Genomic DNA, 22,829 nt, shown 5'->3' with positions numbered 1-22,829 from the left:
AAGGTGGGGTCGCGGATACAAAATGCACCATAGAACAACAACTACCCACCGAGGTATTTCCAATGAGTGCTGCGTCCCTGTATCCCGTGCGCCCCGAGGTGGCGGCTCAGTCGTTGACCGATGAAGCCACCTATAAAGCCATGTACCAGCAGTCGGTGATCAACCCCGATGGCTTCTGGCGTGAGCAGGCCAAGCGCCTGGACTGGATCAAACCCTTCACCAAGGTCAAGCAAACCTCCTTCGACGATCACCATGTCGATATCAAGTGGTTTGCCGATGGCACCCTCAACGTTTCCTACAACTGCCTGGACCGTCATCTGGAAGAGCGTGGCGATCAGGTGGCGATCATCTGGGAAGGCGATGACCCGTCCGAGCACGAGGAAATCACCTACCGCCAGCTGCATGAGCAGGTGTGCAAGTTCGCCAACGCCCTGCGTGGCCAGGACGTGCACCGTGGCGACGTGGTAACCATTTACATGCCGATGATTCCGCAGGCCGTGGTGGCCATGCTGGCTTGTGCCCGTATTGGTGCGATCCATTCGGTGGTGTTCGGCGGCTTCTCCCCCGAAGCTCTGGCCGGGCGGATTATCGATTGCCAGTCGAAGGTGGTGATCACTGCCGACGAAGGCCTGCGCGGCGGCAAGAAAACCCCGCTGAAAGCCAACGTCGATGACGCCCTGGCTAACCCGGAAACCGCCAGTGTGCAGAAGATCATCGTGTGCAAACGCACCGGTGGCGACATCAAGTGGCACCCGCACCGCGACATCTGGTACGAAGACCTGATGGCGGTAGCCGGCAGCGTCTGCGCGCCGAAGGAAATGGGTGCCGAGGAAGCGCTGTTTATCCTCTATACCTCCGGTTCCACCGGCAAGCCCAAGGGCGTGCAGCACACCAGCGCGGGCTACCTGCTGTATGCAGCACTGACCCACGAGCGGGTGTTCGACTACAAGCCGGGCGATATTTACTGGTGCACCGCCGACGTCGGCTGGGTCACTGGGCACAGCTATATTGTCTACGGCCCGCTGGCCAATGGCGCGACCACGCTGCTGTTCGAAGGCGTACCGAACTACCCGGATATCACCCGGGTGTCGAAGATCGTCGACAAGCACAAGGTCAATATCCTCTACACCGCACCGACCGCGATCCGCGCCATGATGGCTCAGGGTGATGCGGCAGTAGCCGGGGCCGATGGCTCCAGCCTGCGCCTGCTCGGTTCGGTCGGCGAGCCGATCAACCCGGAAGCCTGGAACTGGTACTACAAGACTGTCGGCCGGGAACGCTGCCCGATCGTCGATACCTGGTGGCAGACCGAAACCGGCGGCATCCTGATCAGCCCGCTGCCGGGTGCCACGGCGCTCAAACCGGGTTCGGCGACCCGTCCGTTCTTCGGCGTGCAGCCGGCCCTGGTGGATAACCTGGGTAACCTGATCGAGGGTGCCGCCGAAGGCAACCTGGTGATCATCGATTCCTGGCCGGGTCAGGCGCGTACCCTGTACGGCGACCACGATCGTTTCGTCGATACCTACTTCAAGACCTTCAAGGGTATGTATTTCACCGGTGACGGCGCGCGCCGCGACGAAGACGGTTACTACTGGATTACCGGCCGGGTCGACGACGTGTTGAACGTGTCCGGCCACCGTATGGGCACCGCCGAAATCGAAAGCGCCATGGTTGCTCACCCGAAAGTTGCCGAGGCCGCCGTGGTTGGTGTGCCGCACGACATCAAGGGGCAGGGCATCTATGTCTACGTCACCCTGAATGGCGGTGAAGAGCCTTCCGAACAGTTGCGCCAGGAGTTGAAAAACTGGGTGCGCAAGGAAATCGGTCCGATTGCCTCGCCGGACGTGATTCAGTGGGCCCCAGGCCTGCCGAAAACCCGCTCGGGCAAGATCATGCGCCGCATCCTGCGTAAGATCGCCACCGCCGAATACGATGCACTCGGCGATATCTCCACGCTGGCCGATCCTGGCGTGGTGCAGCACCTTATCGACACCCACCGCGGTATGCAGGCCGCCTGACCCCGGTCCGGCCCCTGCAGGCAACGCCCCAGTTCGGCCACAAGCCGGCTGGGGCGTTGTGCGTTATGCGCCTCTTGGGCAGTGGCAGTCGGACTGAAATCCGACTTTTCGACTGTCACTGGTCGGTAACGTTGGTGCACCGCGCTGGGGTGCATGGAAACGTTTCGCCCTATTTTGAGGCCGTTTCGAGGCTGCCCGGCAAACCAAAAACCTTGCTCAAGGCCTTTAGATAAAGGGCTTTGTCAAAGTGGGCGCGTTAATTGCTTTATCTATAGGTTAACTGTCTTTTCTGTCTGCCCATATTTGTGGGTGGCTGTCAATATCCTCGCGTTGCCCGTCCGGGCCTTTTGTAATTACTTGTCGCATTGAAGAAATATCGACTTTCGAGCTGTCGCTAGAATGCCGCTCACCCGGCTGGAGCCGCTTGCGGTCTGCAGGTAACGCAGCTTTGCGGCGACTCACTACAATTTATGCATGGCTGGATGCATGCCCCACCCTCACTGCCAACCGATGCCATTCCCATTCGAAGGAGTCACAAAATGAAGAAGATTGCACTTCTCGGCGCACTGGCGCTGTCCATGCTGTCGCCACTGGCCATGGCTGAAGAGGCCAAGCCTCTGCGTATCGGTATCGAAGCGGCTTACCCGCCGTTTGCGTTCAAGACTCCGGAAGGCAACATCAGCGGTTTCGACTACGACATCGGCGTCGCCCTGTGCGAAGAGATGAAAGTGGAATGCAAATGGATCGAGCAGGAGTTCGACGGCCTGATCCCGGCGCTTAAAGTACGCAAGTTCGACGCCGTGCTGTCGTCCATGAGCATCACCGAAGAGCGCTTGAAGTCGGTTGACTTCACCAAGAAGTACTACCACACCCCCGGCAAGCTGGCGATGAAGGCCGGCACCGTGATCAACGATCCGCTGGTTGACCTCAAGGGCAAGAAAGTCGGTGTGCAGCGTTCGTCGATCTACGACCGTCACGCCAGCGATGAATTCGAGCCGGCCGGCGTTGAGATCGTGCGTTACAGCTCGCAGAACGAAGCCTTCCTCGATCTGGCCTCCGGCCGTCTGGACGCAACCCTGGCCGACGTAGTCAATATCGACGAAGGCTTCCTCAAGACCGACGCCGGCAAAGACTTCGCCCTGGTCGGCCCGGACTTCACCCAAGAGAAGTACTACGGCCATGGTGCCGGTATCGCCGTGCGTAAGGGCGACAAGGCGCTGGCTGACAAGATCAGCGCTGCGATCGACGCCATCCGCGCCAACGGCAAGTATCAGGAGCTGCAGGACAAGTATTTCGACTTCAACGTCTACGGCGACTGATCGTCTGCACTGAAGGTGGCGCAGGCCCGCAGCCTGCTGGTCTGCACCACCTTTTATGACCACCCTCTGTGGTGGTCACCCTTCAGGCCGTCGCGGGGCGACGTCAAAAATTGCTCCCGGTAATTTTTTTATGACCGCCATCCTTGGCGGTCACTCTACGAGCCGTCGCGGAGCGACGTTAAAAATTGCTCCCGACAATTTTTTGTTGTGCTTCCTGGCGCCGCCTGGCGCTTGCATGAGGTAACCAGAGCATGCTTAACGGCTACGGCTCGACCATTCTCGACGGTGCATGGCTCACCCTGATCCTGGCCCTGACCTCCATGGCGGTGGCGATCTTTCTCGGCCTGCTGGGCGCGGCCTTTCGCCTGTCGCCGATCAAGTGGCTGGCGCTGCTGGGAGAAACCTACGCCACGGTGATTCGCGGGGTGCCCGATCTGGTGCTGATCCTGCTGATCTTCTACGGCGGCCAGGACATCGTGAACCGTGTCGCGCCGATGCTCGGCTACGACGACTATATCGACATCAACCCCTTTATTGCCGGCGTGTTCACCATGGGCTTTATCTTTGGTGCCTACCTGTCGGAGACCTTCCGTGGGGCCTTTATGGCCATCCCCAAGGGGCAGGCCGAGGCCGGTGCGGCTTACGGCATGAGTGGCATGCAGGTGTTCTTCCGCATCCTGGTGCCGCAGATGATCCGCTTCGCCATTCCCGGCTTTACCAACAACTGGCTGGTACTGACCAAGGCCACCGCCCTGATCTCGGTGGTGGGGTTGCAGGACATGATGTTCAAGGCGAAAAGCGCGGCCGATGCCACTCGCGAGCCGTTCACCTTCTATCTGGCGGTCGCAGCGCTGTATCTGGTGCTGACCAGCGTATCGTTGCTGGCGCTGCGTTTCCTGGAAAAACGTTACTCGGTCGGCATCAAAGCCGCCGATCTCTGACAGGGGAATGCCACCATGGTTTTTGATTTTTCGGTGATCTGGGACAACTTGCCGCTGTACTTCGGCGGCGTGCTGGTGACCCTGCAGATCCTCCTGATTGCCCTGGCCGGCGGCTTGGCCCTGGCCATACCCCTGGGCCTGATGCGGGTGTCCAAGTCGCCCTGGGTGAACTTCCCGGCCTGGCTCTACACCTATGTAATCCGCGGCACGCCGATGCTGGTGCAGCTGTTTCTGATCTACTACGGCCTGGCCCAGTTCGAGGCGGTGCGCGAAAGTTTCATGTGGCCCTACCTGTCCAGCGCCACCTTCTGCGCCTGCCTGGCCTTTGCCATCAATACCAGCGCCTACTCCGCGGAGATCCTCGCCGGCAGCCTCAAGGCCACGCCCCACGGCGAGATCGAGGCGGCCAAGGCCATGGGCATGTCGCGCTTCAAGCTGTACCGGCGCATCCTCCTGCCGTCGGCGCTGCGCCGGGCACTGCCGCAGTACAGCAACGAAGTGATCATGATGCTGCATACCACCTCGCTGGCATCGATCGTTACCCTGATCGACATCACCGGTGCGGCGCGCACGATCAGTTCGCGCTTCTATATGCCGTTCGAAGCCTTTATCACCGCCGGCCTGTTCTACCTCTTCCTGACCTTTATCCTGGTGCGCCTGTTCAAGTTGGCCGAGCGCCGCTGGCTGGCCTACCTGGCCCCACGCAAGGCCTGAGGAGACACCCATGCAACGGATCGATCACCTACTGCCCTGGGGCTGCCCAGGCACAGAACGACACTTGAGCGTATTCCGTTTCGGCAGTGGCCCGTGCAAGGCCTATATCCAGGCCTCCCTGCACGCCGATGAGCTGCCTGGGATGCGCGTGGCGGTGGAGCTCAAGCGTCGCCTGCGTGAACTGGAGGCTCAGGGTCGTCTGACCGGGGTGATCGAACTGGTGCCGCTGGCCAACCCCATCGGCCTTGGGCAGATGCTTCAGGCCAGCCACCAGGGGCGTTTCGAACTGGCCAGCGGGAAGAATTTCAACCGCGACTTCTTCGCCCTGGCCGAGGCCATCGCGCCGGCCCTCGAAGGTTGCCTGGGGCCGGATGGGCCGACCAATGTACGGCTGATTCGCACGGCCATGCTGGCCGCGCTGGATGCCTTGCCGCCGGCCGCATCGGAGTTGCAGGGCCTGCAGCGTCTGTTGCTCAGGCATGCCTGCGACGCCGATCTGGTACTCGACCTGCACTGTGATTTCGATGCCGTGGTGCACCTGTATCTGCTGCCGCAGCAGTGGTCACAACTGCGTTCCCTGGCTGCGCGCCTGCAGGCCGGGGCGGTGCTGACCATGGAGGATTCCGGCGGCGGTTCCTTCGACGAGAACTGCGCGCTGCCCTGGTTGCACCTGAGCCGTCGCTTTCCCGAGGCGACCATTCCCCTGGCCTGCCTGGCGGTGACGGTGGAGCTGGGCGGTATGGCCGACACCGAACGGCCGCGGGCCGAGGCCAGTGCCGAGCAGATCCTGGCCTTTCTCGCTGAGCAGGGCTTGATCGCCGGCGACTGGCCAAGCGCCCCCGAGCCCTGCTGCGAGGCCACCCCCTTCGCGGGCACGCAGTACGCCTACGCCCCCCATGCCGGGGTGGTGAGTTTTCTGCAACCAGTGGGGGTGCGGGTCTTGGCCGGCGATCCGCTGTTCGAGGTAATCGATCCGCTGGATGATCGCCACAGCATCGTCTGCGCCAGCACCGACGGCGTGCTCTATGCCCGTGAACGGATGCGCTTTGCCCAGCCCGGTCTATGGCTGGCCAAGGTCGCCGGCCGTACCCCTATTCGTCAGGGTCGCTTGCTCAGCGACTGATTCAAGAGAGTGGAAACCATGTACAAACTCGAAGTTCAGGATCTGCACAAGCGCTACGGCACTCACGAAGTCCTCAAGGGCGTGTCCCTGGCGGCCAAGGCCGGCGATGTGATCAGCATCATCGGCTCCAGCGGCTCGGGCAAGAGCACCTTTCTGCGCTGCATCAACATGCTTGAACAGCCCCATGGCGGCAAGATCCTGCTCAACGGCGAGGAGCTCAAGCTGGTGGCCAACAAGGACGGCGCGCTCAAGGCCGCCGAGCCCAAGCAGCTGCAGCGCATGCGCTCGCGTCTGGCCATGGTGTTTCAGCACTTCAACCTGTGGTCGCATATGAGCGCCCTGGAAAACGTCATGGAAGCGCCGGTGCACGTGCTCGGCATGAGCAAGAAGGAAGCCCTGGAAAAGGCCGAGCACTACCTGAGCAAGGTCGGCGTGGCCCACCGCAAGGACGCCTATCCCGCGCATATGAGTGGCGGCGAGCAGCAGCGCGTGGCCATCGCCCGGGCCCTGGCCATGGAGCCCGAGGTGATGCTGTTCGATGAACCCACCTCGGCGCTGGACCCGGAGCTGGTCGGCGAGGTGCTGAAAGTCATGCAGGACCTGGCCCAGGAAGGTCGCACCATGGTCGTGGTGACCCACGAAATGGGCTTTGCCCGCGAGGTGTCCAACCAGCTGGTGTTCCTCCACAAGGGCGTGGTGGAAGAGCGCGGCTGCCCACGCGAAGTGCTGGCCAATCCGCAATCCGAGCGTTTGCAGCAGTTTCTCTCTGGCAGCCTGAAGTAACCGACGGCAACATCTGTACGCATCCACGCTATGCCCATAATCGCCAACAGAGCCTAAACTGCCCCCCATGAATGCCCACCGAATTGGCTTCCTGCTTTGGCCCTCGACTAAGCCCCTGACCCTGGCCTTGGCCGAAGAAGCGCTGCGCGTCGCCCAGCGTGTCCACCCCGAGGTGGTCTACGAACTGGTGTTCCTCCAGGCCGAAGCGCCGGGCGAGGGTGCCTGGCGATTGCCCGGTGAACCCTGGGCGAGCAAGCTTGAAGGTTGCCAGAAGCTCTTTCTGCTCGCCGACGAGCCGCCCACTGCCATGGCTCCGGCGCTGTCCGGCGCGCTCAAGCAGCAGGTACGCGCCGGCTGCGTGATCGGCGGCATCTCCGCCGGGGTCTATCCGCTGGCGCAACTGGGCCTGCTCGATGGCTACCGCGCTTCGGTGCACTGGCGCTGGCAGGACGACTTTGCCGAGCGCTTCCCCAAGGTGATCGCCACCAGCCACCTGTTCGACTGGGACCGCGACCGCCTGACTGCCTGTGGCGGCATGGCCGTGCTCGACCTGCTGCTGGCCTTGCTGGCCCGCGACCATGGGGCCGAACTGGCCGGCGCGGTCAGCGAGGAACTGGTGGTGGAGCGCATCCGCGAGGGCGGCGAGCGCCAGCGCATTCCGTTGCAGAACCGTCTGGGCTCCAGCCACCCCAAGCTGACCCAGGCTGTGCTGCTGATGGAAGCCAACATCGAAGAGCCGCTGACCACCGACGAAATCGCCCAGCACGTGTGCGTGTCGCGGCGTCAGCTGGAACGCATCTTCAAGCAGTACCTCAACCGCGTTCCCAGCCAGTACTACCTGGAACTGCGCCTGAACAAGGCCCGTCAGCTGCTGATGCAGACCAGCAAGTCGATCATTCAGATCGGCCTGTCCTGCGGCTTCTCCTCCGGCCCGCACTTCTCCAGCGCCTACCGTAACTTCTTCGGTGCCACCCCGCGCGAAGACCGCAACCAGCGGCGCAGCAACAGCCCCTTCGAGCTGACCTCGACGCCGCCGACCGAGCGCGCCTGAGCCGCAGGCGGCAGAGGCCGCCCGCGCCGCCTTGAATCAGCTCGATTCTGGCGCTATGTTGCAGTGCTGTTGGCTGGCCCGCGACCGCGGTGCCGAATGGCGTCAACCATGGAAGATAGGCTGTATGGATACTGACTCGACGGGAACCCTGGCGCGCCTTCTGCTGGCCCTTGTTCTGTGCCTGGCGGCACCTGTGCTGCGGGCAGACACCCTGATCGCCATCGACAATGCCAACCCACCCTTTATGTACGAGCAGGACGGCCAGGCCAAAGGCCTCTATCCCCTGGTGCTAGAGGCCGTGTTCGCCCGTGCCGGGCAACCGGTGGCAATCCAGGCGATGCCGTGGAAGCGTGCACTGAGGCGCAGCGAGAACGCCGAAGTGGGCGTGGGCGGCATCTACAAGACCAGCCGACGCCTGGAGCTGTATGACTATTCGCAGCCCATCTTCGAAGAAAAACTTATCGTCTATGTGCACCGGGACAAGGCCTTCCGTTTCACCCAGGTCAGTGACCTGCACGGCAAACGCATCGGCGTGATCCGCGGCTGGAGTTACACCGAGGAACTCGACGAAGCGATCAGGGACGGTCGCATCAAGGTGACTGAAAGCAGCTCGGATAAGGCGAATTTCAAGATGCTTGCTTCCGGCAGGCTGGACGCGGTGATCGCCATCGAACTGGCCGGCCAGAGGATTATCCAGCAGCTGCAGATGCATCAGGTACTGGCCCTGGAGCCGCCCCTGAGCATCAACCCGACCTATCTGGTCTTCGCCAAACAGGCCCGGCAGCAGGCGCTGTTGCAGCGCTTCGACCAGATCCTGCTGGAGATGAGGGCCGACGGAAGCCTGGACAGGCTGGTGCAGCAGGCCGTGGGCAATCGTTAGTGGCCTGGACGGCGAGTGGGTTAACCCAGTCATTCGAAATTGACTGATTGAACTGGTCACACAGGCCACTTGGTGGGCGTTTCAGCCGAGCAGGCCGCTGCCAGCCTGCTGTCTGCCGGGCCTCAATGGCTCCAGATCAGTCCCACCAGCAGGTAGCTCACCAGGGTTACCAGCACCACGCCGATCAGGTTGAGGGCAAACCCCGCCTTGATCATCGACTGGATACGCATATGCCCGGTGCCGAACACGATGGCGTTCGGCGGGGTGGCGACCGGCATCATGAACGCGCAGCTGGCGGCAATGGCTGCGGGGATCGCCAGCAACTCTGCCGGCATCCCCTGGGCCACGGCCAGAGCGCCGAGCAGCGGCAGGAAGGCCGCCGCGGTGGCGGTGTTGGAGGTGACCTCGGTGAGGAAGATGATCACCAGTACCACCACGCCGATCATCGCCAGCACCGGCAGGACGCTCAGGGCACCGAGGCTCTGGGCGATCCACTCGGCCAGGCCGGTGCTGCGGATCACCCCAGCCAGGGACAGGCCGCCGCCGAACAGCAGCAATACCCCCCAGGGCAGTTTGCCGGCGCTTTCCCAGTTCATCAGGAACACCCGCCGTTTGGCGTCCACCGGGATGATAAACAGCGCCAGGGCGGCGGCAATGGCGATGCTGGTGTCGTTGACTCCGGGTATCTGCTGGGCAATGAGCGGCTGCAACACCCAGGCCAGAGCGGTGAGTACGAAGACCAGGGCCACCAGTTTCTCGCCGCGGCTCAGCGGGCCGAGATCGGCCAGTTCGCTGCGGATCAGCTCACAGCTGTCGTGGCCGCTGAGCCGGAAGCCGCCACGGGTCAGCCACCACCAGATAAAGGCCAGCATCAGGATCGACACCGGCAGGCCGATCAGCATCCATTGGCCGAAACCGATCTGCACGTCGTAGTTTTCCGCGAGGAAGGCGGCGAGCAGGGCGTTGGGCGGGGTGCCGATCAGGGTAGCGATACCGCCGACGCTGGCGGCATAGGCGATGGCCAGCAGCAGGGCGGTGGCGAAACGTTCGCGCTCGCTATCGCCGGCGTCTCTCTCGCCAGCCAGCAGGGCGATCACCGACAGGCCGATGGGCAGCATCATGATGGTGGTGGCGGTGTTGCTCACCCACATGCTGAGAAAGGCGGTGGCCAGCATAAAACCGGCGATCTGCCGGCTCGGCTGACTGCCCACGGCCAGCAGGGTCATCAGGGCGATGCGCTTGTGCGGGTTCCAGCGTTCCATGGCCAGACCGAGGATAAAACCGCCAAGGAACAGGTAGATGGTCGGATTGGCGTAGGGCGCGGTGGCTGCATTCAGACTGTCGATGCCCAGGGCCGGGATCAGCAGGATCGGCAGCAGCGAGGTGGCGGGTATCGGAATGGCTTCGGTCGACCACCAGGTGGCCATCAGCAGGGTCAGGCCGACCGCCGCCCAGGCTGTGTCGGACAGGCCGGCGGGCGGCGTGCTGAGCAGGCAGGCCAGGAGCAGCAACGGGCCGAGCAGTAGCCCGATCCAGGCGGCCTTGGCGGGGGCAGCCGCGGCGGTGGTCGAGTCGGCCATGACGGGCTTCCTTCCGAGAAAAAGGCTGCGTTATAGCCTAGCCGGCCACCTGGTGGGTGGCCGATTTTGCTTCAGTCTGTGTCGGCGGGCGGCTTTTGAGAGGGCGACGCGAGCGGGTAAAGGCTATGGCCGCAGCGGCTGCAGAAGGCTGCCGCCTGTTCGTGGTGGTTTTTTTTGCAGCCCGGGCAGGGATGCTCGAACTCGCCGTCGGCACGCATGGCCGCGGCCAGCTCGGCGGTGAAGATGCCGGTGGGCACGGCGATGATCGAGTAACCGGTGATCATCACCAGGGTCGACAGCGCCTGGCCCAGTGGGGTTTTCGGCACGATGTCGCCAAAGCCCACGGTGGTCAGGGTAACCACTGCCCAATAGATGCCCTTGGGAATACTGGTAAAACCGTGGGCCGGGCCTTCGATCACATACATCAGGGTGCCGAATACCGTGACCAGGGTGGCGATGCAGGCGAAGAACACCACGATCTTCTGTTTGCTGCCGCGCAGGGCAGTCAGCAGGAAGTTGGCCTGGCGCAGGTAGGGGCTGAGCTTGAGCACGCGGAACACCCGCAGCATGCGGATCACCCGGATGATCAGCAGGTACTGGGCGTCTGCGTAGAACAGGGCGAGGATGCCCGGCAGAATCGCCAGCAGGTCGATCAGGCCGAAGAAGCTGAAGGCGTAGCGCAGCGGTTTGGGCGAGCAGTACAGACGCACCACGTACTCGATGGCGAACAGCGCGGTAAAGCCCCATTCAATTCCCGCCAGCAGCGGTGCGTACTGTCTGTGGATGCTGTCGATGCTGTCGAGCATCACCACCACCAGACTGGCCATGATGGTCAGCAGCAGGTAACGGTCGAAGCGTTGCCCGGCCGGAGTGTCGGTTTGGAAGATGATGATGTACAGGCGCTGACGAAGGTTCTGCCGCGTGTCCATGGTGTTCGGGATGCTCCATATGTGCGCTGTCCGCCACTATCGCGAACAGGCTGATGGCGCAGCCTAGGGAGTTTTGTCCTGACGATGCAAGCTCTTGCACTTGTTGGGCGGCAGCGGTGTGCAGTCGGCCGCTGCCTTGTGCAGCAGGCGCTGGGTCGCGCTGACCAGCCAGCAGGTGAGGATAAACGGCATGGTCAGCGCCGGCAGGCCCAGGGCGCTGAAGCCGGGTTGCAGCACCAGTGCCAGGGCGATGCCGAGGGCCGGCAGCCAGGGGCGGCGATGCACCTGGCTAAGGGCGATAGCCGCCAGGGCGGCGTTATAGCCATACAGGCCGGTCAGCGCGCTGTGCTGCGGCAAGCCCTGATACAGCGCCAGAGCCAGGCCGCCAGTGGAACCGAGCAGCGCCCAGCAGGCAGCGCGGCGATCGGCCAGCAGCAGACCGAGCAGCAGGCAGACACCGGCCAACGGCTGATCGAGAAAGATCACCTGGCCCAAGCCGCGCGCCATGGCGATCAGGCTGGCCCACCAGTCGAGCGGTTGCGCCTGGTTTGGCGCGGCCAGCGTCAACTCAAGCTGCAGAGCGGGTGCCAGCCACAACAGCAGCCAACTCAAACCGACAAAGGGGAAGGTGAAAGCGGGCAGCCACTGACGCTCGCGCATGCGCTGCATCCAGGCGGCCAGCAGCAGGCTGGAGAGGCCGGCGCTGAGGATGATCAGCAGTGGCAGCAGCGCCGACCAGGCGAATTGCAGGCTGATCAGCAGGCCCAGCAGGACCCCGTTGTAGCCGTACAGACCGAGCTCGATATCGGCTTTGGCATAGCCGCGGCGCTGCGCCGTCAGCGTGCTGCTAAGGCCGCCGAGCAGGGCACCGCCGAGCAGCTGCGGTGCGCCGATGGCAATCGCCAAGAGCACCAGCAAGCCACAGCCGGGATGGGCTTGCAGAAAGATCTGGCTAAAGCCGTTAAGCAGGGCACGTGAGCCTTGCAATACGTGGGCGTAGGGCGCTAATGGCGGCATACAGTCGGTCTGCCAGACGTAGGGTGGGTTAGGCGCATGGCGCAGGGCGCGAGTGTTGGCGGGGATTTTGCTGCGCCGTAACCCACCATGGCGGTCTGCCAGGCGGACGAAAAAATGGTGGGTTACGCGGCGCTCTGTCGTCGTAGTCGACTTGGGTCACGCAGTTCTGCGCCGCCAACCCACCCCACGCAAAGCTTGCAGCCTTGATCAGTGGAGGATTTCGATACGCAGGCTGTTGGTGCTGCCTGGTTGGCCAAACGGCTCGCCGGCGGTAATCACCAGGGTGTCGCCGGTCTTGGCCATGCCGTGCGCCTGGGCAATGCTCAGGGCGGTGCGGGTGACGTCCTCAACCTTGTGCAGGCGCGCGTTGACCACCGAGTACACGCCCCAGGCCACGCTCAAACGCCGCGCGGTATCCAGGCTCGGGGCCAGGCTGAGGATCGGTGCTTTCGGTCGCTCGCGCGAGGCGCGCAGGCTGGAGTTGCCCGACTCGGTGTAGTTGACCAGCACGGCGACCGGCAGGATGGTGCTGATGCGGCGGATCGCGCAGCTGATCGCATCCGAGGCGGTGGCTTCGGCCTGCGGACGGCTGACATCGAGCTGGGCCTGGAAGTCCGGGCCGTTTTCCACCTGGCGAATGATCTTGCTCATCATCTGCACGGCTTCCAGCGGGTAGTCGCCGGAGGCGGTTTCCGCCGACAGCATCACCGCATCGGCACCTTCGGCCACGGCGTTGGCCACGTCGGTGACTTCGGCGCGAGTCGGCGCAGGGGAGAAGCGCATGGACTCGAGCATCTGCGTGGCCACCACCACCGGCTTACCGAGTTGGCGGCAGGTGCGGATGATGTCGCGCTGGATGCGCGGCACGTTCTCGGCCGGCACTTCCACGCCCAGGTCGCCACGGGCGACCATGATCGCATCGCACAGCTTGGCGATCTCTTCCAGGTGAATCACCGCAGACGGCTTCTCGATTTTGGCCATCAGGAACGCCTTGTCGCCGATCAGCTGGCGGGCTTCGATAATGTCTTCCGGGCGCTGCACAAACGACAGCGCGACCCAGTCCACGCCCAGCTCCAGACCGAAGCTCAGGTCGCGGCGGTCTTTCTCGGTCAGCGGGCTGAGTTGCAGCACGGCTTCCGGCACGTTGACGCCCTTGCGGTCGGACAGCTCGCCACCGGCGATCACGCAGGTGTCTATCGCATCGCTGTGCTTGGCGGTGACCTGCAGACGCAGACGGCCATCGTCGAGCAGCAGGCTCATGCCCGGCTGCAGCGCTTCGATGATTTCCGGGTGGGGCAGGTTGACCCGGTTGACGTCGCCTGGGGTGCTGTCCAGATCCAGACGCAGGGTCTGGCCGCGTTGCAGGTTGACCTTGCCCTCGGCAAAGCGACCGACGCGCAGCTTCGGCCCTTGCAGGTCCATGAGGATGCCGATCGGGGTGTTCAGCTGCTGCTCGACTTCGCGCACCCAGTCGTAGCGCTGGGCGTGGTCGGCGTGTTCGCCGTGGCTGAAGTTGAGGCGGAACAGGTTGACCCCGGCCTCCACCAGCTGGCGGATGTCATCGATGGTTTTGATCGCTGGGCCAAGGGTGGCGAGGATTTTTACTTTCTTGTCGGCGTTCATTTGGCAGGGGTCTCAAGGATCAGAATGGCGCGAAAATCGTTGACGTTGGTACGGGTCGGCCCGGTGACGATCAGTTGATCGAGGGCGGCGAAGTAGCCGTAGCCATTGTTGTTATCCAGCTCATCGCTGCTGCTCAGGCCCAGAGCATGGGCGCGGGCGTAGCTGTCGGGGGTCATCAGGGCACCGGCGTTGTCCTCCGAGCCGTCGATGCCGTCGGTGTCACCGGCCAGGGCGTACACACCGGGCAGGCCCTTGAGGCTGTCGGTGAGGCTGAGGAGGAACTCGGCATTACGCCCGCCACGGCCATTGCCGCGTACGGTCACGGTGGTTTCACCGCCGGAGAGAATCACGCAGGGTGCCTTGATCGGCTGACCATGCAGGCGCACCTGTTTGGCGATGCCGGCGTGGACCTTGGCGACTTCCCGCGATTCGCCTTCCAGATCACCGAGGATCAGTGTCGGCAAGCCGGCGGCGCGCGCCTTGGCGGCGGCAGCGTCGAGGGATTGCTGTGGGCGGGCGATCAGTTGGAAGTGGCTGCGGGCCAGACACGGATCGCCCGGTTTGACGGTTTCCGAGGCCGGGCTCTGCAGCCAGGTACGCACGTTGGCCGGGATCTCGATGCTATAGCGCGCGAGAATCGCCAGGGCTTCGGCCGAGGTGGTTGGATCGGCCACAGTCGGGCCGGAGGCGATTACCGTGGCTTCATCGCCCGGTACATCGGAAATCGCGTAGGTGTAGACGCTGGCCGGCCAGCTGGCCTTGGCCAGGCGACCGCCCTTGATTGCGGAAAGGTGCTTGCGCACGCAGTTCATTTCGCCAATCGAGGCACCGGATTTCAGCAGGGCCTTGTTGACCGCTTGTTTGTCTTTAAGGCCGATGCCCTCGGCGGGCAGGGCGAGCAGGGAAGAGCCGCCGCCAGACAGCAGAAAGATCACCTTGTCGGCTTCGCTCAGGTTGCTCACCAGTTCCAGCACGCGCCGCGCCACGCGCTCACCAGCGTCATCCGGAACCGGGTGGGCGGCTTCGACCACCTCGATCTTGTTGCAGTTGGCACCGTGCTCGTAACGGGTGACCACCAGCCCGGAGACTTCGCCTTGCCATTCCTGCTCGATCACTTCGGCCATGGCGGCGGCGGCCTTGCCGGCACCGATCACGATAACGCGGCCACTGCGATCTTCCGGCAGGTAGTCAGCCAGAACCTGGCGTGGATGGGCGGCGTCGATGGCGCTGGCGAACAGCTCGCGCAGCAGAGACGTTGGATTGAAAGACGGATCGATGGACATGGCGATCTCTCTTGATAGGGCCGGAGCCGCTTTTTATTACTGAAGCACGTTCGATTCTAGTGCGCAGCGTCCTGGGCCAAGACGCTGCGCACTAGAATCGACCCACCCGGCAGGCAGGCCGTGACACCGCCTGCCGGACAGATCGAAAGGGTTGTGTAGGGTGGGTTGAGCGTAGCGATACCCATCACGCGAGGTATCGATAACCTGATGGATATCGCAGGCTCAACCTGCGCGGCCCAACCCATCCTACGGTTTTACTTACTCACCACGGATGTTGAAGTTGGCCATATGTTCCAGGCCCTTGATCAATGCCGAGTGGTCCCAGTTGCTGCCACCGATGGCTGCACAGGTGCTGAACACTTGCTGGGCGTTGGCGGTGTTGGGCAGGTTGAGGCCCAGCTCGCGCGCACCAGCCAGTGCCAGGTTGAGGTCCTTCTGGTGCAGGCTGATACGGAAGCCAGGGTCGAAGGTGCCCTTGATCATGCGCTCACCGTGCACTTCAAGGATCTTCGAGCCGGCGAAACCACCCATCAGCGCTTCACGCACCTTGGCCGGGTCGGCACCGTTCCTGGCGGCGAACAGCAGGGCTTCGGCGACGGCCTGGATGTTCAGGGCGACGATGATCTGGTTGGCTACCTTGGCGGTCTGACCGTCACCATTGCCGCCGACGCGGGTGATGTTCTTGCCCATCGCCTGGAACAGGGGCAGGGCGCGCTCGAAGGCTTGTTCACTGCCGCCGACCATGATGCTCAGCGTGGCCGCTTTAGCGCCGACTTCACCGCCGGAAACCGGTGCATCGAGGTAGTCAGCGCCAGTGGCCTTGATCTTGTCGGCGAAGGTTTTGGTCGCGCTCGGCGAGATCGAGCTCATGTCGATCACGATTTTGTTCGGGCCGACGCCTTCGGCGATGCCTGCGCTGCTGAACAGCACGTCTTCAACGTGGGGGGTGTCCGGCACCATGACGATGATGAACTCGGCTTCCTGCGCGACTTCTTTCGGGTTGGCCAGGGCGATTGCGCCTGCCGCTAACAAGTCAGCAGGTGCTGGGTCGTGGTGAGTCGAGAGGAACAGTTGGTGACCTGCTTTCTGCAGGTTTTCAGCCATGGGCTTGCCCATGATGCCGGTACCGATAAATCCGATTTTAGCCATGAGAGTGCTCCTTAAATCGCGTTGTGCGCTTTCATCCAGCCGAGGCCGGCAGCGGTGGTGGTGGCTGGCTTGTATTCACAGCCGATCCAGCCCTGGTAGCCGATGCGGTCCAGGTGCTCGAAGAGGAAGCGGTAGTTGATCTCGCCAGTGCCCGGCTCGTTGCGGCCCGGGTTGTCGGCCAACTGCACATGGTTGATGGCGGCGAGGTTGGCCTCGATGGTGCGGGCCAGGTCGCCCTCCATGATCTGCATGTGGTAGATGTCGTATTGCAGGTAGAGGTTGCTGCTGGCGACCTTCTCGCGAATGGCCAGCGCCTGTTTGGTGGTGTTCAGGTAGAAGCCGGGGATGTCGCGGGTGTTGATGGCTTCCATGACCAGCTTGATGCCGGCGGCCTGGAGTTTTTCGGCGGCAAACTTGAGGTTGTCGACGAAGCACTGCTCGACGGTCGCGCAGTCATACCCTGACGGGCGAATGCCGGCCAGGCAGTTGATCTGGCTGTTGCCCAGCACCTGGGCGTAGGCGATGGCCTGGTCGACACCGGCACGGAATTCCTCGACCCGATCCGGGTGGCAGGCGATACCGCGCTCGCCCTTGCTCCAGTCGCCGGCCGGCAGGTTGAACAGCACCTGGGTCAGGCCATTGGCATCCAGGCGGGCCTTGATCGCCTCGGCTGGGAAATCGTAGGGGAACAGGTACTCGACACCGCTGAAGCCGGCAGCGGCGGCAGCGTCGAAACGATCCAGGAAGTCCACTTCGGTGAACAGCATGGACAGGTTGGCAGCAAAACGGGGCATGTGATGCTCCTTATTCTGGTAGCCCGGATGCAATCCGGGCTACGGGTTAACGGACAAATCAGTCCAGCGGCATGATGCTGGTGGGTGCATCTTCGCGGGTGGTGGCCAGTGCCTCGAACTCGTTGATCGCGTCGATTTCGGTGCCCATGGCGATGTTGGTCACCCGCTCGAGAATGATCTCGATCACCACCGGTACCTGGTACTGGGCCATCCAGGCTTCTGCCTGCTCGATGGCCGGGCGCAGTTCGGCCTGGCTTCGTACGCGGATCGCCTTGCAACCGAGGCCCTCGACCACGGCAATGTGATCGACCCCATAACCCGCGACTTCTTCAGAGTTGATGTTGTCGAAGGCCAGCTGCACGCAGTAGTCCATGTCGAAACCGCGCTGGCTCTGGCGGATCAGGCCGAGGTAGGCGTTGTTCACGAGGATGTGCAGGTAGGGCAGTTTGAATTGTGCGCCCACCGCCAGTTCCTCGATCATGAACTGGAAGTCGTAGTCGCCGGACAACGCCACGATCTTGCGCTGCGGGTCTGCTACGCGCACCCCCAGTGCTGCCGGAATGGTCCAGCCCAGTGGGCCGGCCTGGCCGCAGTTGATCCAGTGACGCGGCTTGTAGACGTGAAGGAACTGCGCGCCGGCGATCTGTGACAGGCCGATGGTGCTGACGTAGCAGGCATCCTTGCCGAACGCGTTGTTCATGCACTGGTAGACGCGCTGCGGCTTCATCGGCACGTCTTCGAAGTTGGTCTTGCGCAGCATCGTGCTCTTGCGCTCCTGGCAGTCGGCAGCCCAATGGCTGCGGTCTTTCAGGCGACCGGCAGCCTTCCACTCGCTGGCCACCTGGACGAACATGGCCAGGGCGGCACCGGCATCGGAAACGATGCCAAAGTCCGGCGAGAAGACCCTGCCGATCTGGGTTGGCTCGATATCGACGTGAACAAAGGTGCGGTCTTTTGTATACACCTCAACCGATCCGGTGTGCCGGTTGGCCCAGCGGTTACCCACCCCGAGGACGAAGTCCGAGGCCAGCATGGTGGCGTTGCCGTAGCGGTGGCTGGTCTGCAAGCCGACCATGCCGGCCATCAACGGGTGATCGTCGGGGATGCAGCCCCAGCCCATCAGGGTCGGGATAACTGGTACGCCGACCAGTTCGGCGAACTGCAGCAGCAGCGCTTCGGCACCAGCGTTGTAGATGCCGCCACCGGCGACGATCAACGGCCGCTCGGCATCGTTGAGCATGTGCAGGGCTTTCTCGATCTGCGCACGGCTGGCCGCTGGCTTGTATGGCTGCAGCGGTTGATAGGTGTCGACGTCGAATTCGATTTCGCCCATCTGCACGTCGAACGGCAGGTCAATCAATACCGGCCCCGGGCGGCCCGAGCGCATTACATGGAAGGCTTGCTGGAACACCCGCGGCACCAACGCCGGTTCACGTACTGTGACCGCCCACTTGGTGACCGGCTTGGCGATCGACTCGATGTCGACTGCCTGGAAATCCTCCTTGTACAGACGCGCACGCGGTGCCTGACCGGTGATGCACAGGATCGGAATGGAGTCGGCAGAGGCCGAGTACAGACCGGTGATCATGTCAGTGCCGGCCGGGCCGGAGGTACCGATGCACACACCGATATTGCCGGCCTTGGCACGGGTATAACCTTCGGCCATGTGCGAGGCTCCCTCGACGTGGCGGGCGAGGATGTGACGAATGCTACCGTCCGCTTTCAAGGCCGAATACATCGGATTGATGGCCGCACCCGGCACGCCGAAGACGACGTCTATGCCCTCCTTACGCATTACTGCCACTGCTGCATCGATTGCTCTCATACGCGCCATGAAAAATCCCTCCAGGCTTTAGTCGATATTTTTTCTACATGCCTAAAGCATGAAGCCAAGGTATATATGGGGTAAATTGCAGTAATCTGCATTTCTGTCAGTACCAGGAGTATCGAATGGATCGTTATACGGCTTTGCACAGTTTCGTTCTGGTGGCCGATCACGGCACCTTCGCCGCCGCCGCTCTGGTCGAAGGGGTGACCCCGGTGGTGATGGGCCGGCGACTCGACATGCTCGAGCACCACCTGGGGGTCAAGCTGATGCATCGCTCGACTCGTGGCCTGTCGCTGACCGATCTGGGCGAGCAATACCTGGAGCGTGCCCGTGGTTTGCTGCGCGATTTCGCCGAGGCCGACGCCAGCATCACCCATGGCGGCCATTCGGTGAGCGGGCACCTGGTGGTATCGGCGCCTGCGGCGTTCGGCCGTCGGCATATCGCGCCCCATGCCCCGGCGTTCCAGGCGCGTTATCCGGAGCTGAACCTGTCGTTCAACCTGACCGATAGCGTGGTCGACCTGGTACGTCAGGGCTACGACATGGGCATTCGAATCGGCGAGGTGACCGACCCCAACTACGTGGCGGTCAAGCTGTTCCCCAATCGCCGGGTGGTCTGCGGTTCGCCGGGCTATTTTCAGCGCCATCCTGCGCCCCAGGTCCTCGAGGACCTGGCCCAGCACAACTGCCTGGCGTTCAACCTGCAGGGTGGCCAGCAGCGTGGCTGGACCTTTCTGCGCGATGGCAAACAGGTGGCGGTCAAGGTTTCCGGCAATCTCGATTGCAATGATGGCGAACTCCTTTACGACTGGGTCAAACAGGGCCTGGGCATCGGCTGGCGCTCGACATGGGAGATCCAGGCGGAACTCAAGCGTGGGCAGCTGGTGACGGTGCTCGATGAGTTCGCCGTGCCGGCCTACGACATCCAGGCGGTCTATCCGCAGCAGCGCTATTTGCCCGCCAAGGTGCGATTTTTCATCGACTACCTGAAATCGATCTACAGCACTCCGGGATATTGGGAAGGATGAATGAGGCCATAAATGTATACAATAAACAATTTAAATGTACTAACAATAATATTTATTGTGTACTGTTTGCGTGTTTGGCTTGTCCGGCCTGCTCGCTCCGGGTTATGACGTCGCGCGTGTAGGCCCTGTTTCCATCCATTTTTCGAGGAGGGCTCCCGATATGAGCGTTTTGAACCTGCACACCGCGACCACCATCAGCAACCACGCGCTGGTGCTTGGCCGGAAGCTGTCCGCTGCGCCCTTGACCGTTGCCGTGCTGGATGCCGGTGGCCACTTGATCAGCCTGCAGCGCGAAGATGGCGCCAGCCTGTTGCGCCCGCAGATCGCCATCGGCAAGGCCTGGGGGGCGCTGGCCCTGGGCAAGGGCTCGCGCCTGATCGCCGCCGATGCGCAGCAACGCCCGGCTTTTGTCGGCGCGGTGAACGCCCTGGCGGAAGGCCGGCTGGTGCCAGCACCGGGCGGGGTGCTGATCCGCGATGAACGCGGCGAGGTGATCGGGGCTATTGGCATTACCGGCGACACCTCGGATATCGACGAGCAGTGTGCGGTCAGTGCCGTGGAGTCGGTGGGGCTGAAGGCCGATGCGGGTATCGTTGCCTGATAGCGCACGACTTGTGGGAGGGGCTTTCGCCGCGATAACTGCGATTAAACGCTCGCCGCTAAAGCGCCTCCCACGGTGTTGCAAGCCATCCCTGGGCACCACCCTTCGGGGCGTTGCTACGCAACGTTAAAATGGCTCCCGGCCATTTTTTACTGGCTGCCTCAAGCGCAGGGCAGGGCGGATAACCAGGCTTACGCGCGGGTGACCTGCTCGGAGGCGGCGGGCTGGGTTTCGTCGATCTCGCAGCCCTTGATCACCAGGCGGATGATGGTTTGCGCTGCGGCTTCGTAGTCGGCCTCGTCCAGGCTGGCTTTACCGGTGACGGTGGAGATCTGCCAGTCGAAGTCGGCGTAGGTCTGGGTCGCGGCCCAGATGCTGAACAGCAGGTGGTGCGCGTCGACCTTGGCCATCAGGCCCTGGTCGATCCAGCGCTGGATGCAGGAGATATTGTGTTTGGCCTGGGCGTTGAGCTGTTCGGTCTGCTCAGGCGACAGGTGCGGCGCACCGTGCATGATTTCGCTGGCAAATACCTTGGAGGCGAAGGGCAGTTCGCGGGAGATGCGGATCTTCGAGCGGATATAGGCGCGCAGTACGTCTGCCGGCTGGCCGGGCTGATTGAACGGCGCGGAGGCTTCCAGCAGCGGCTCGATGATGCTTTCCAGCACCTCGCGGTAGAGGTTTTCTTTCGACTTGAAGTAGTAGTAGACGTTGGGCTTGGGTACGCCGGCCTTGGCGGCGATGTCGCTGGTCTTGCTGGCGGCAAAACCCTTGTCGGCGAACTCTTCACTGGCTGCGCGCAAAATCAGCTCTTTGTTGCGCTCGCGAATACTGGTCATAAGCCCCTGTGCTTCCGTATACCCCCCGGCGCTGGGTGGCGGTCGGGCATGGTAGCACCGGCTTTGCGCGGGGCTCAAGCCGACGGGCGGGGGCCTGCAGCGATTGTCTGACCCGCAGGTCAGGTATTTGTATACAAGGTTTGGGTTTTCTGTTTTTATTTAAACTCATGCTTTCATAACAAAAAGTCTCGGTTCACTGGGCCTAGGAGACATGCTGTGCACGACACTCAGCTGGTCGACCCTTTCGGGCGGCGCATCACCTACCTACGGCTGTCGGTTACCGACCGCTGCGATTTTCGCTGCACCTACTGCATGAGCGAGGATATGGTCTTCGCCCCGCGTGAGCAGATTCTTACCCTTGAAGAGCTGTATGCGGTGGCCGATGCCTTTATCGGCCTGGGGGTCAAACGCATCCGCATCACCGGTGGCGAACCGCTGGTACGCAAGAACCTGATCAGCCTGCTGACTCGCCTGGGCCAGCGCCCGGAGCTGGACGACCTGGCCATCACCAGCAACGGCTCGCAGCTTCACGAGATGGCCGGCGCACTGCGAAGCGCCGGGGTCAAACGCCTGAATATCAGCCTGGATTCGCTCAACCGCGAACGTTTTGCCGTCTTTACCCGGCGCGACAAGCTCGACCAGGTGCTAGAAGGTATCGAGGTGGCGCGGGCCGCCGGCTTCGCCAGAATCAAGCTCAACACCGTGGTGCAGAAGGGCCGCAACGACGATGAAGTGCTCGATCTGGTCGAGTTCGCCATGGCTCGCGGCCTGGATATCAGCTTTATCGAAGAAATGCCGTTGGGCAGTATTTCCAGCCATCAGCGCGAGCAGACCTTCTGCTCCAGCGACGAGGTGCGCGAGCGCATTGAACAGCGCTACGCCCTGGTGCGCAGCAGCAAGCAGACTGGTGGCCCGTCGCGTTACTGGCAGGTGGTCGGCAGCGATACCCAGGTCGGCTTTATCTCGCCCCACAGCCACAACTTCTGCGGCGACTGCAACCGCGTGCGGGTCACCGCCGAGGGCAAGCTGGTGCTCTGCCTGGGCCATGAAAATGCCCTGGACCTCAAAGGCCTGATGCGCGCTCACCCCGGCGAAAGCCAACGCCTGCGTGAAGCCTTGATGCAAGCCTTGCAACTGAAACCCGAACGCCACCATTTCGAGACCGATGCCCAGGTGCAGGTCGTTCGCTTTATGAGCATGACCGGCGGCTAGCAGGTCGGTGAAAAACTACTGCGCTCGACTATGCGGCGTTGAGCTCAGTTTCGGAATGCTCATGTACTGCTCGTACACTCCGCTTCCTCAACTGAGCTCGCCTTGCCTAGCCATCGCTCG

20 protein-coding genes are annotated in these 22,829 nt (G+C 62.7%); 11 read left to right on the top strand and 9 right to left on the bottom strand.

Annotated features, from left to right (window positions below; translation table 11 throughout):
• Positions 1 to 62 precede the first annotated feature (62 nt).
• The 8 genes from acs to WMW70_RS10835 all read left to right on the top strand — a co-directional run bounded on the left by acs (position 63) and on the right by WMW70_RS10835 (position 8,829).
• Positions 63 to 2,018, top strand: coding sequence for an acetate--CoA ligase (gene acs / locus WMW70_RS10870; RefSeq protein WP_341437516.1), 1,956 nt, complete (start codon positions 63 to 65; stop codon positions 2,016 to 2,018).
• A gap of 539 nt (positions 2,019 to 2,557) precedes the next feature.
• Positions 2,558 to 3,337 (top strand): ABC transporter substrate-binding protein, encoded by a 780-nt coding sequence (locus tag WMW70_RS10865; protein WP_341437515.1) that lies wholly within the window; start codon positions 2,558 to 2,560, stop codon positions 3,335 to 3,337.
• A 251-nt stretch (positions 3,338 to 3,588) separates the two neighbouring features.
• The gene (locus WMW70_RS10860; protein ID WP_341437514.1) at positions 3,589 to 4,278 is read left to right on the top strand and encodes an ABC transporter permease; all 690 of its coding nucleotides are present in this window, start codon (positions 3,589 to 3,591) and stop codon (positions 4,276 to 4,278) included.
• Positions 4,279 to 4,293: 15 nt separating this feature from the next.
• Positions 4,294 to 4,992: an ABC transporter permease gene (locus WMW70_RS10855; protein WP_341437513.1), complete on the top strand. Its 699-nt coding sequence runs from the start codon at positions 4,294 to 4,296 to the stop codon at positions 4,990 to 4,992.
• 10 nt (positions 4,993 to 5,002) lie between these two features.
• The gene (locus tag WMW70_RS10850) at positions 5,003 to 6,115 is read left to right on the top strand and encodes a succinylglutamate desuccinylase/aspartoacylase family protein (RefSeq protein WP_341437512.1); all 1,113 of its coding nucleotides are present in this window, start codon (positions 5,003 to 5,005) and stop codon (positions 6,113 to 6,115) included.
• A gap of 18 nt (positions 6,116 to 6,133) precedes the next feature.
• Positions 6,134 to 6,898: an ABC transporter ATP-binding protein gene (locus WMW70_RS10845; RefSeq protein WP_339460342.1), complete on the top strand. Its 765-nt coding sequence runs from the start codon at positions 6,134 to 6,136 to the stop codon at positions 6,896 to 6,898.
• Between the two features lie 67 nt (positions 6,899 to 6,965).
• A complete protein-coding gene (gene argR / locus WMW70_RS10840; protein ID WP_341437511.1) occupies positions 6,966 to 7,949 on the top strand; it encodes a transcriptional regulator ArgR in 984 nt (327 codons plus the stop codon).
• A gap of 124 nt (positions 7,950 to 8,073) precedes the next feature.
• Complete coding sequence (locus WMW70_RS10835) at positions 8,074 to 8,829, top strand: substrate-binding periplasmic protein (protein ID WP_341437510.1); 756 nt, start codon at positions 8,074 to 8,076, stop codon at positions 8,827 to 8,829.
• 122 nt (positions 8,830 to 8,951) lie between these two features.
• Here the strand turns inward: WMW70_RS10835 and WMW70_RS10830 are convergent, their stop codons facing one another.
• From WMW70_RS10830 to gcl, 8 genes are all read right to left on the bottom strand, one after another.
• Complete coding sequence (locus tag WMW70_RS10830; protein ID WP_341437509.1) at positions 8,952 to 10,409, bottom strand: SLC13 family permease; 1,458 nt, start codon at positions 10,407 to 10,409, stop codon at positions 8,952 to 8,954.
• Positions 10,410 to 10,480: 71 nt separating this feature from the next.
• Entirely contained in the window at positions 10,481 to 11,338 is an 858-nt protein-coding gene (locus WMW70_RS10825) for an ion transporter (RefSeq protein ID WP_341437508.1), read from the bottom strand.
• A 63-nt stretch (positions 11,339 to 11,401) separates the two neighbouring features.
• Positions 11,402 to 12,355: an urea transporter gene (locus tag WMW70_RS10820; protein WP_341437507.1), complete on the bottom strand. Its 954-nt coding sequence runs from the start codon at positions 12,353 to 12,355 to the stop codon at positions 11,402 to 11,404.
• A gap of 207 nt (positions 12,356 to 12,562) precedes the next feature.
• Positions 12,563 to 13,978, bottom strand: coding sequence for a pyruvate kinase (pyk, locus tag WMW70_RS10815; RefSeq protein ID WP_341437506.1), 1,416 nt, complete (start codon positions 13,976 to 13,978; stop codon positions 12,563 to 12,565).
• Entirely contained in the window at positions 13,975 to 15,261 is a 1,287-nt protein-coding gene (locus tag WMW70_RS10810) for a glycerate kinase type-2 family protein (protein ID WP_341437505.1), read from the bottom strand. The genes pyk and WMW70_RS10810 overlap by 4 nt, the downstream gene beginning before the upstream one ends.
• 258 nt (positions 15,262 to 15,519) lie before the next feature.
• Positions 15,520 to 16,410 (bottom strand): 2-hydroxy-3-oxopropionate reductase, encoded by an 891-nt coding sequence (locus tag WMW70_RS10805; RefSeq protein ID WP_341437504.1) that lies wholly within the window; start codon positions 16,408 to 16,410, stop codon positions 15,520 to 15,522.
• A gap of 11 nt (positions 16,411 to 16,421) precedes the next feature.
• Positions 16,422 to 17,204, bottom strand: coding sequence for a hydroxypyruvate isomerase (hyi, locus tag WMW70_RS10800; protein ID WP_341437503.1), 783 nt, complete (start codon positions 17,202 to 17,204; stop codon positions 16,422 to 16,424).
• 58 nt (positions 17,205 to 17,262) lie between these two features.
• Positions 17,263 to 19,038 carry a glyoxylate carboligase gene (gene gcl, locus WMW70_RS10795; protein ID WP_238044066.1) on the bottom strand — a complete coding sequence of 592 codons (1,776 nt, stop codon included), beginning with the start codon at positions 19,036 to 19,038 and terminating at the stop codon, positions 17,263 to 17,265.
• Between the two features lie 116 nt (positions 19,039 to 19,154).
• Between gcl and WMW70_RS10790 the strand changes: the two genes are divergently transcribed.
• Both WMW70_RS10790 and WMW70_RS10785 read left to right on the top strand, forming a co-directional pair.
• A complete protein-coding gene (locus WMW70_RS10790; RefSeq protein ID WP_341437502.1) occupies positions 19,155 to 20,060 on the top strand; it encodes a LysR family transcriptional regulator in 906 nt (301 codons plus the stop codon).
• A 160-nt stretch (positions 20,061 to 20,220) separates the two neighbouring features.
• Positions 20,221 to 20,661 carry a GlcG/HbpS family heme-binding protein gene (locus tag WMW70_RS10785; RefSeq protein WP_341437501.1) on the top strand — a complete coding sequence of 147 codons (441 nt, stop codon included), beginning with the start codon at positions 20,221 to 20,223 and terminating at the stop codon, positions 20,659 to 20,661.
• A gap of 191 nt (positions 20,662 to 20,852) precedes the next feature.
• Here WMW70_RS10785 and WMW70_RS10780 read toward each other — a convergent pair whose 3' ends face one another.
• Positions 20,853 to 21,497, bottom strand: a complete 645-nt coding sequence (locus WMW70_RS10780) for a TetR/AcrR family transcriptional regulator (protein WP_341437500.1) — start codon at positions 21,495 to 21,497, stop codon at positions 20,853 to 20,855.
• A gap of 216 nt (positions 21,498 to 21,713) precedes the next feature.
• Here WMW70_RS10780 and moaA point away from each other — a divergent pair, with 216 nt between their 5' ends.
• Positions 21,714 to 22,709 carry a GTP 3',8-cyclase MoaA gene (moaA, locus tag WMW70_RS10775; RefSeq protein WP_341437499.1) on the top strand — a complete coding sequence of 332 codons (996 nt, stop codon included), beginning with the start codon at positions 21,714 to 21,716 and terminating at the stop codon, positions 22,707 to 22,709.
• Positions 22,710 to 22,829 lie beyond the last annotated feature (120 nt).

Source organism: Pseudomonas sp. XK-1 (genome assembly GCF_038069885.1).
GTDB lineage: Bacteria > Pseudomonadota > Gammaproteobacteria > Pseudomonadales > Pseudomonadaceae > Aquipseudomonas.
This window is presented reverse-complemented; position numbering and strand designations above follow the sequence as displayed.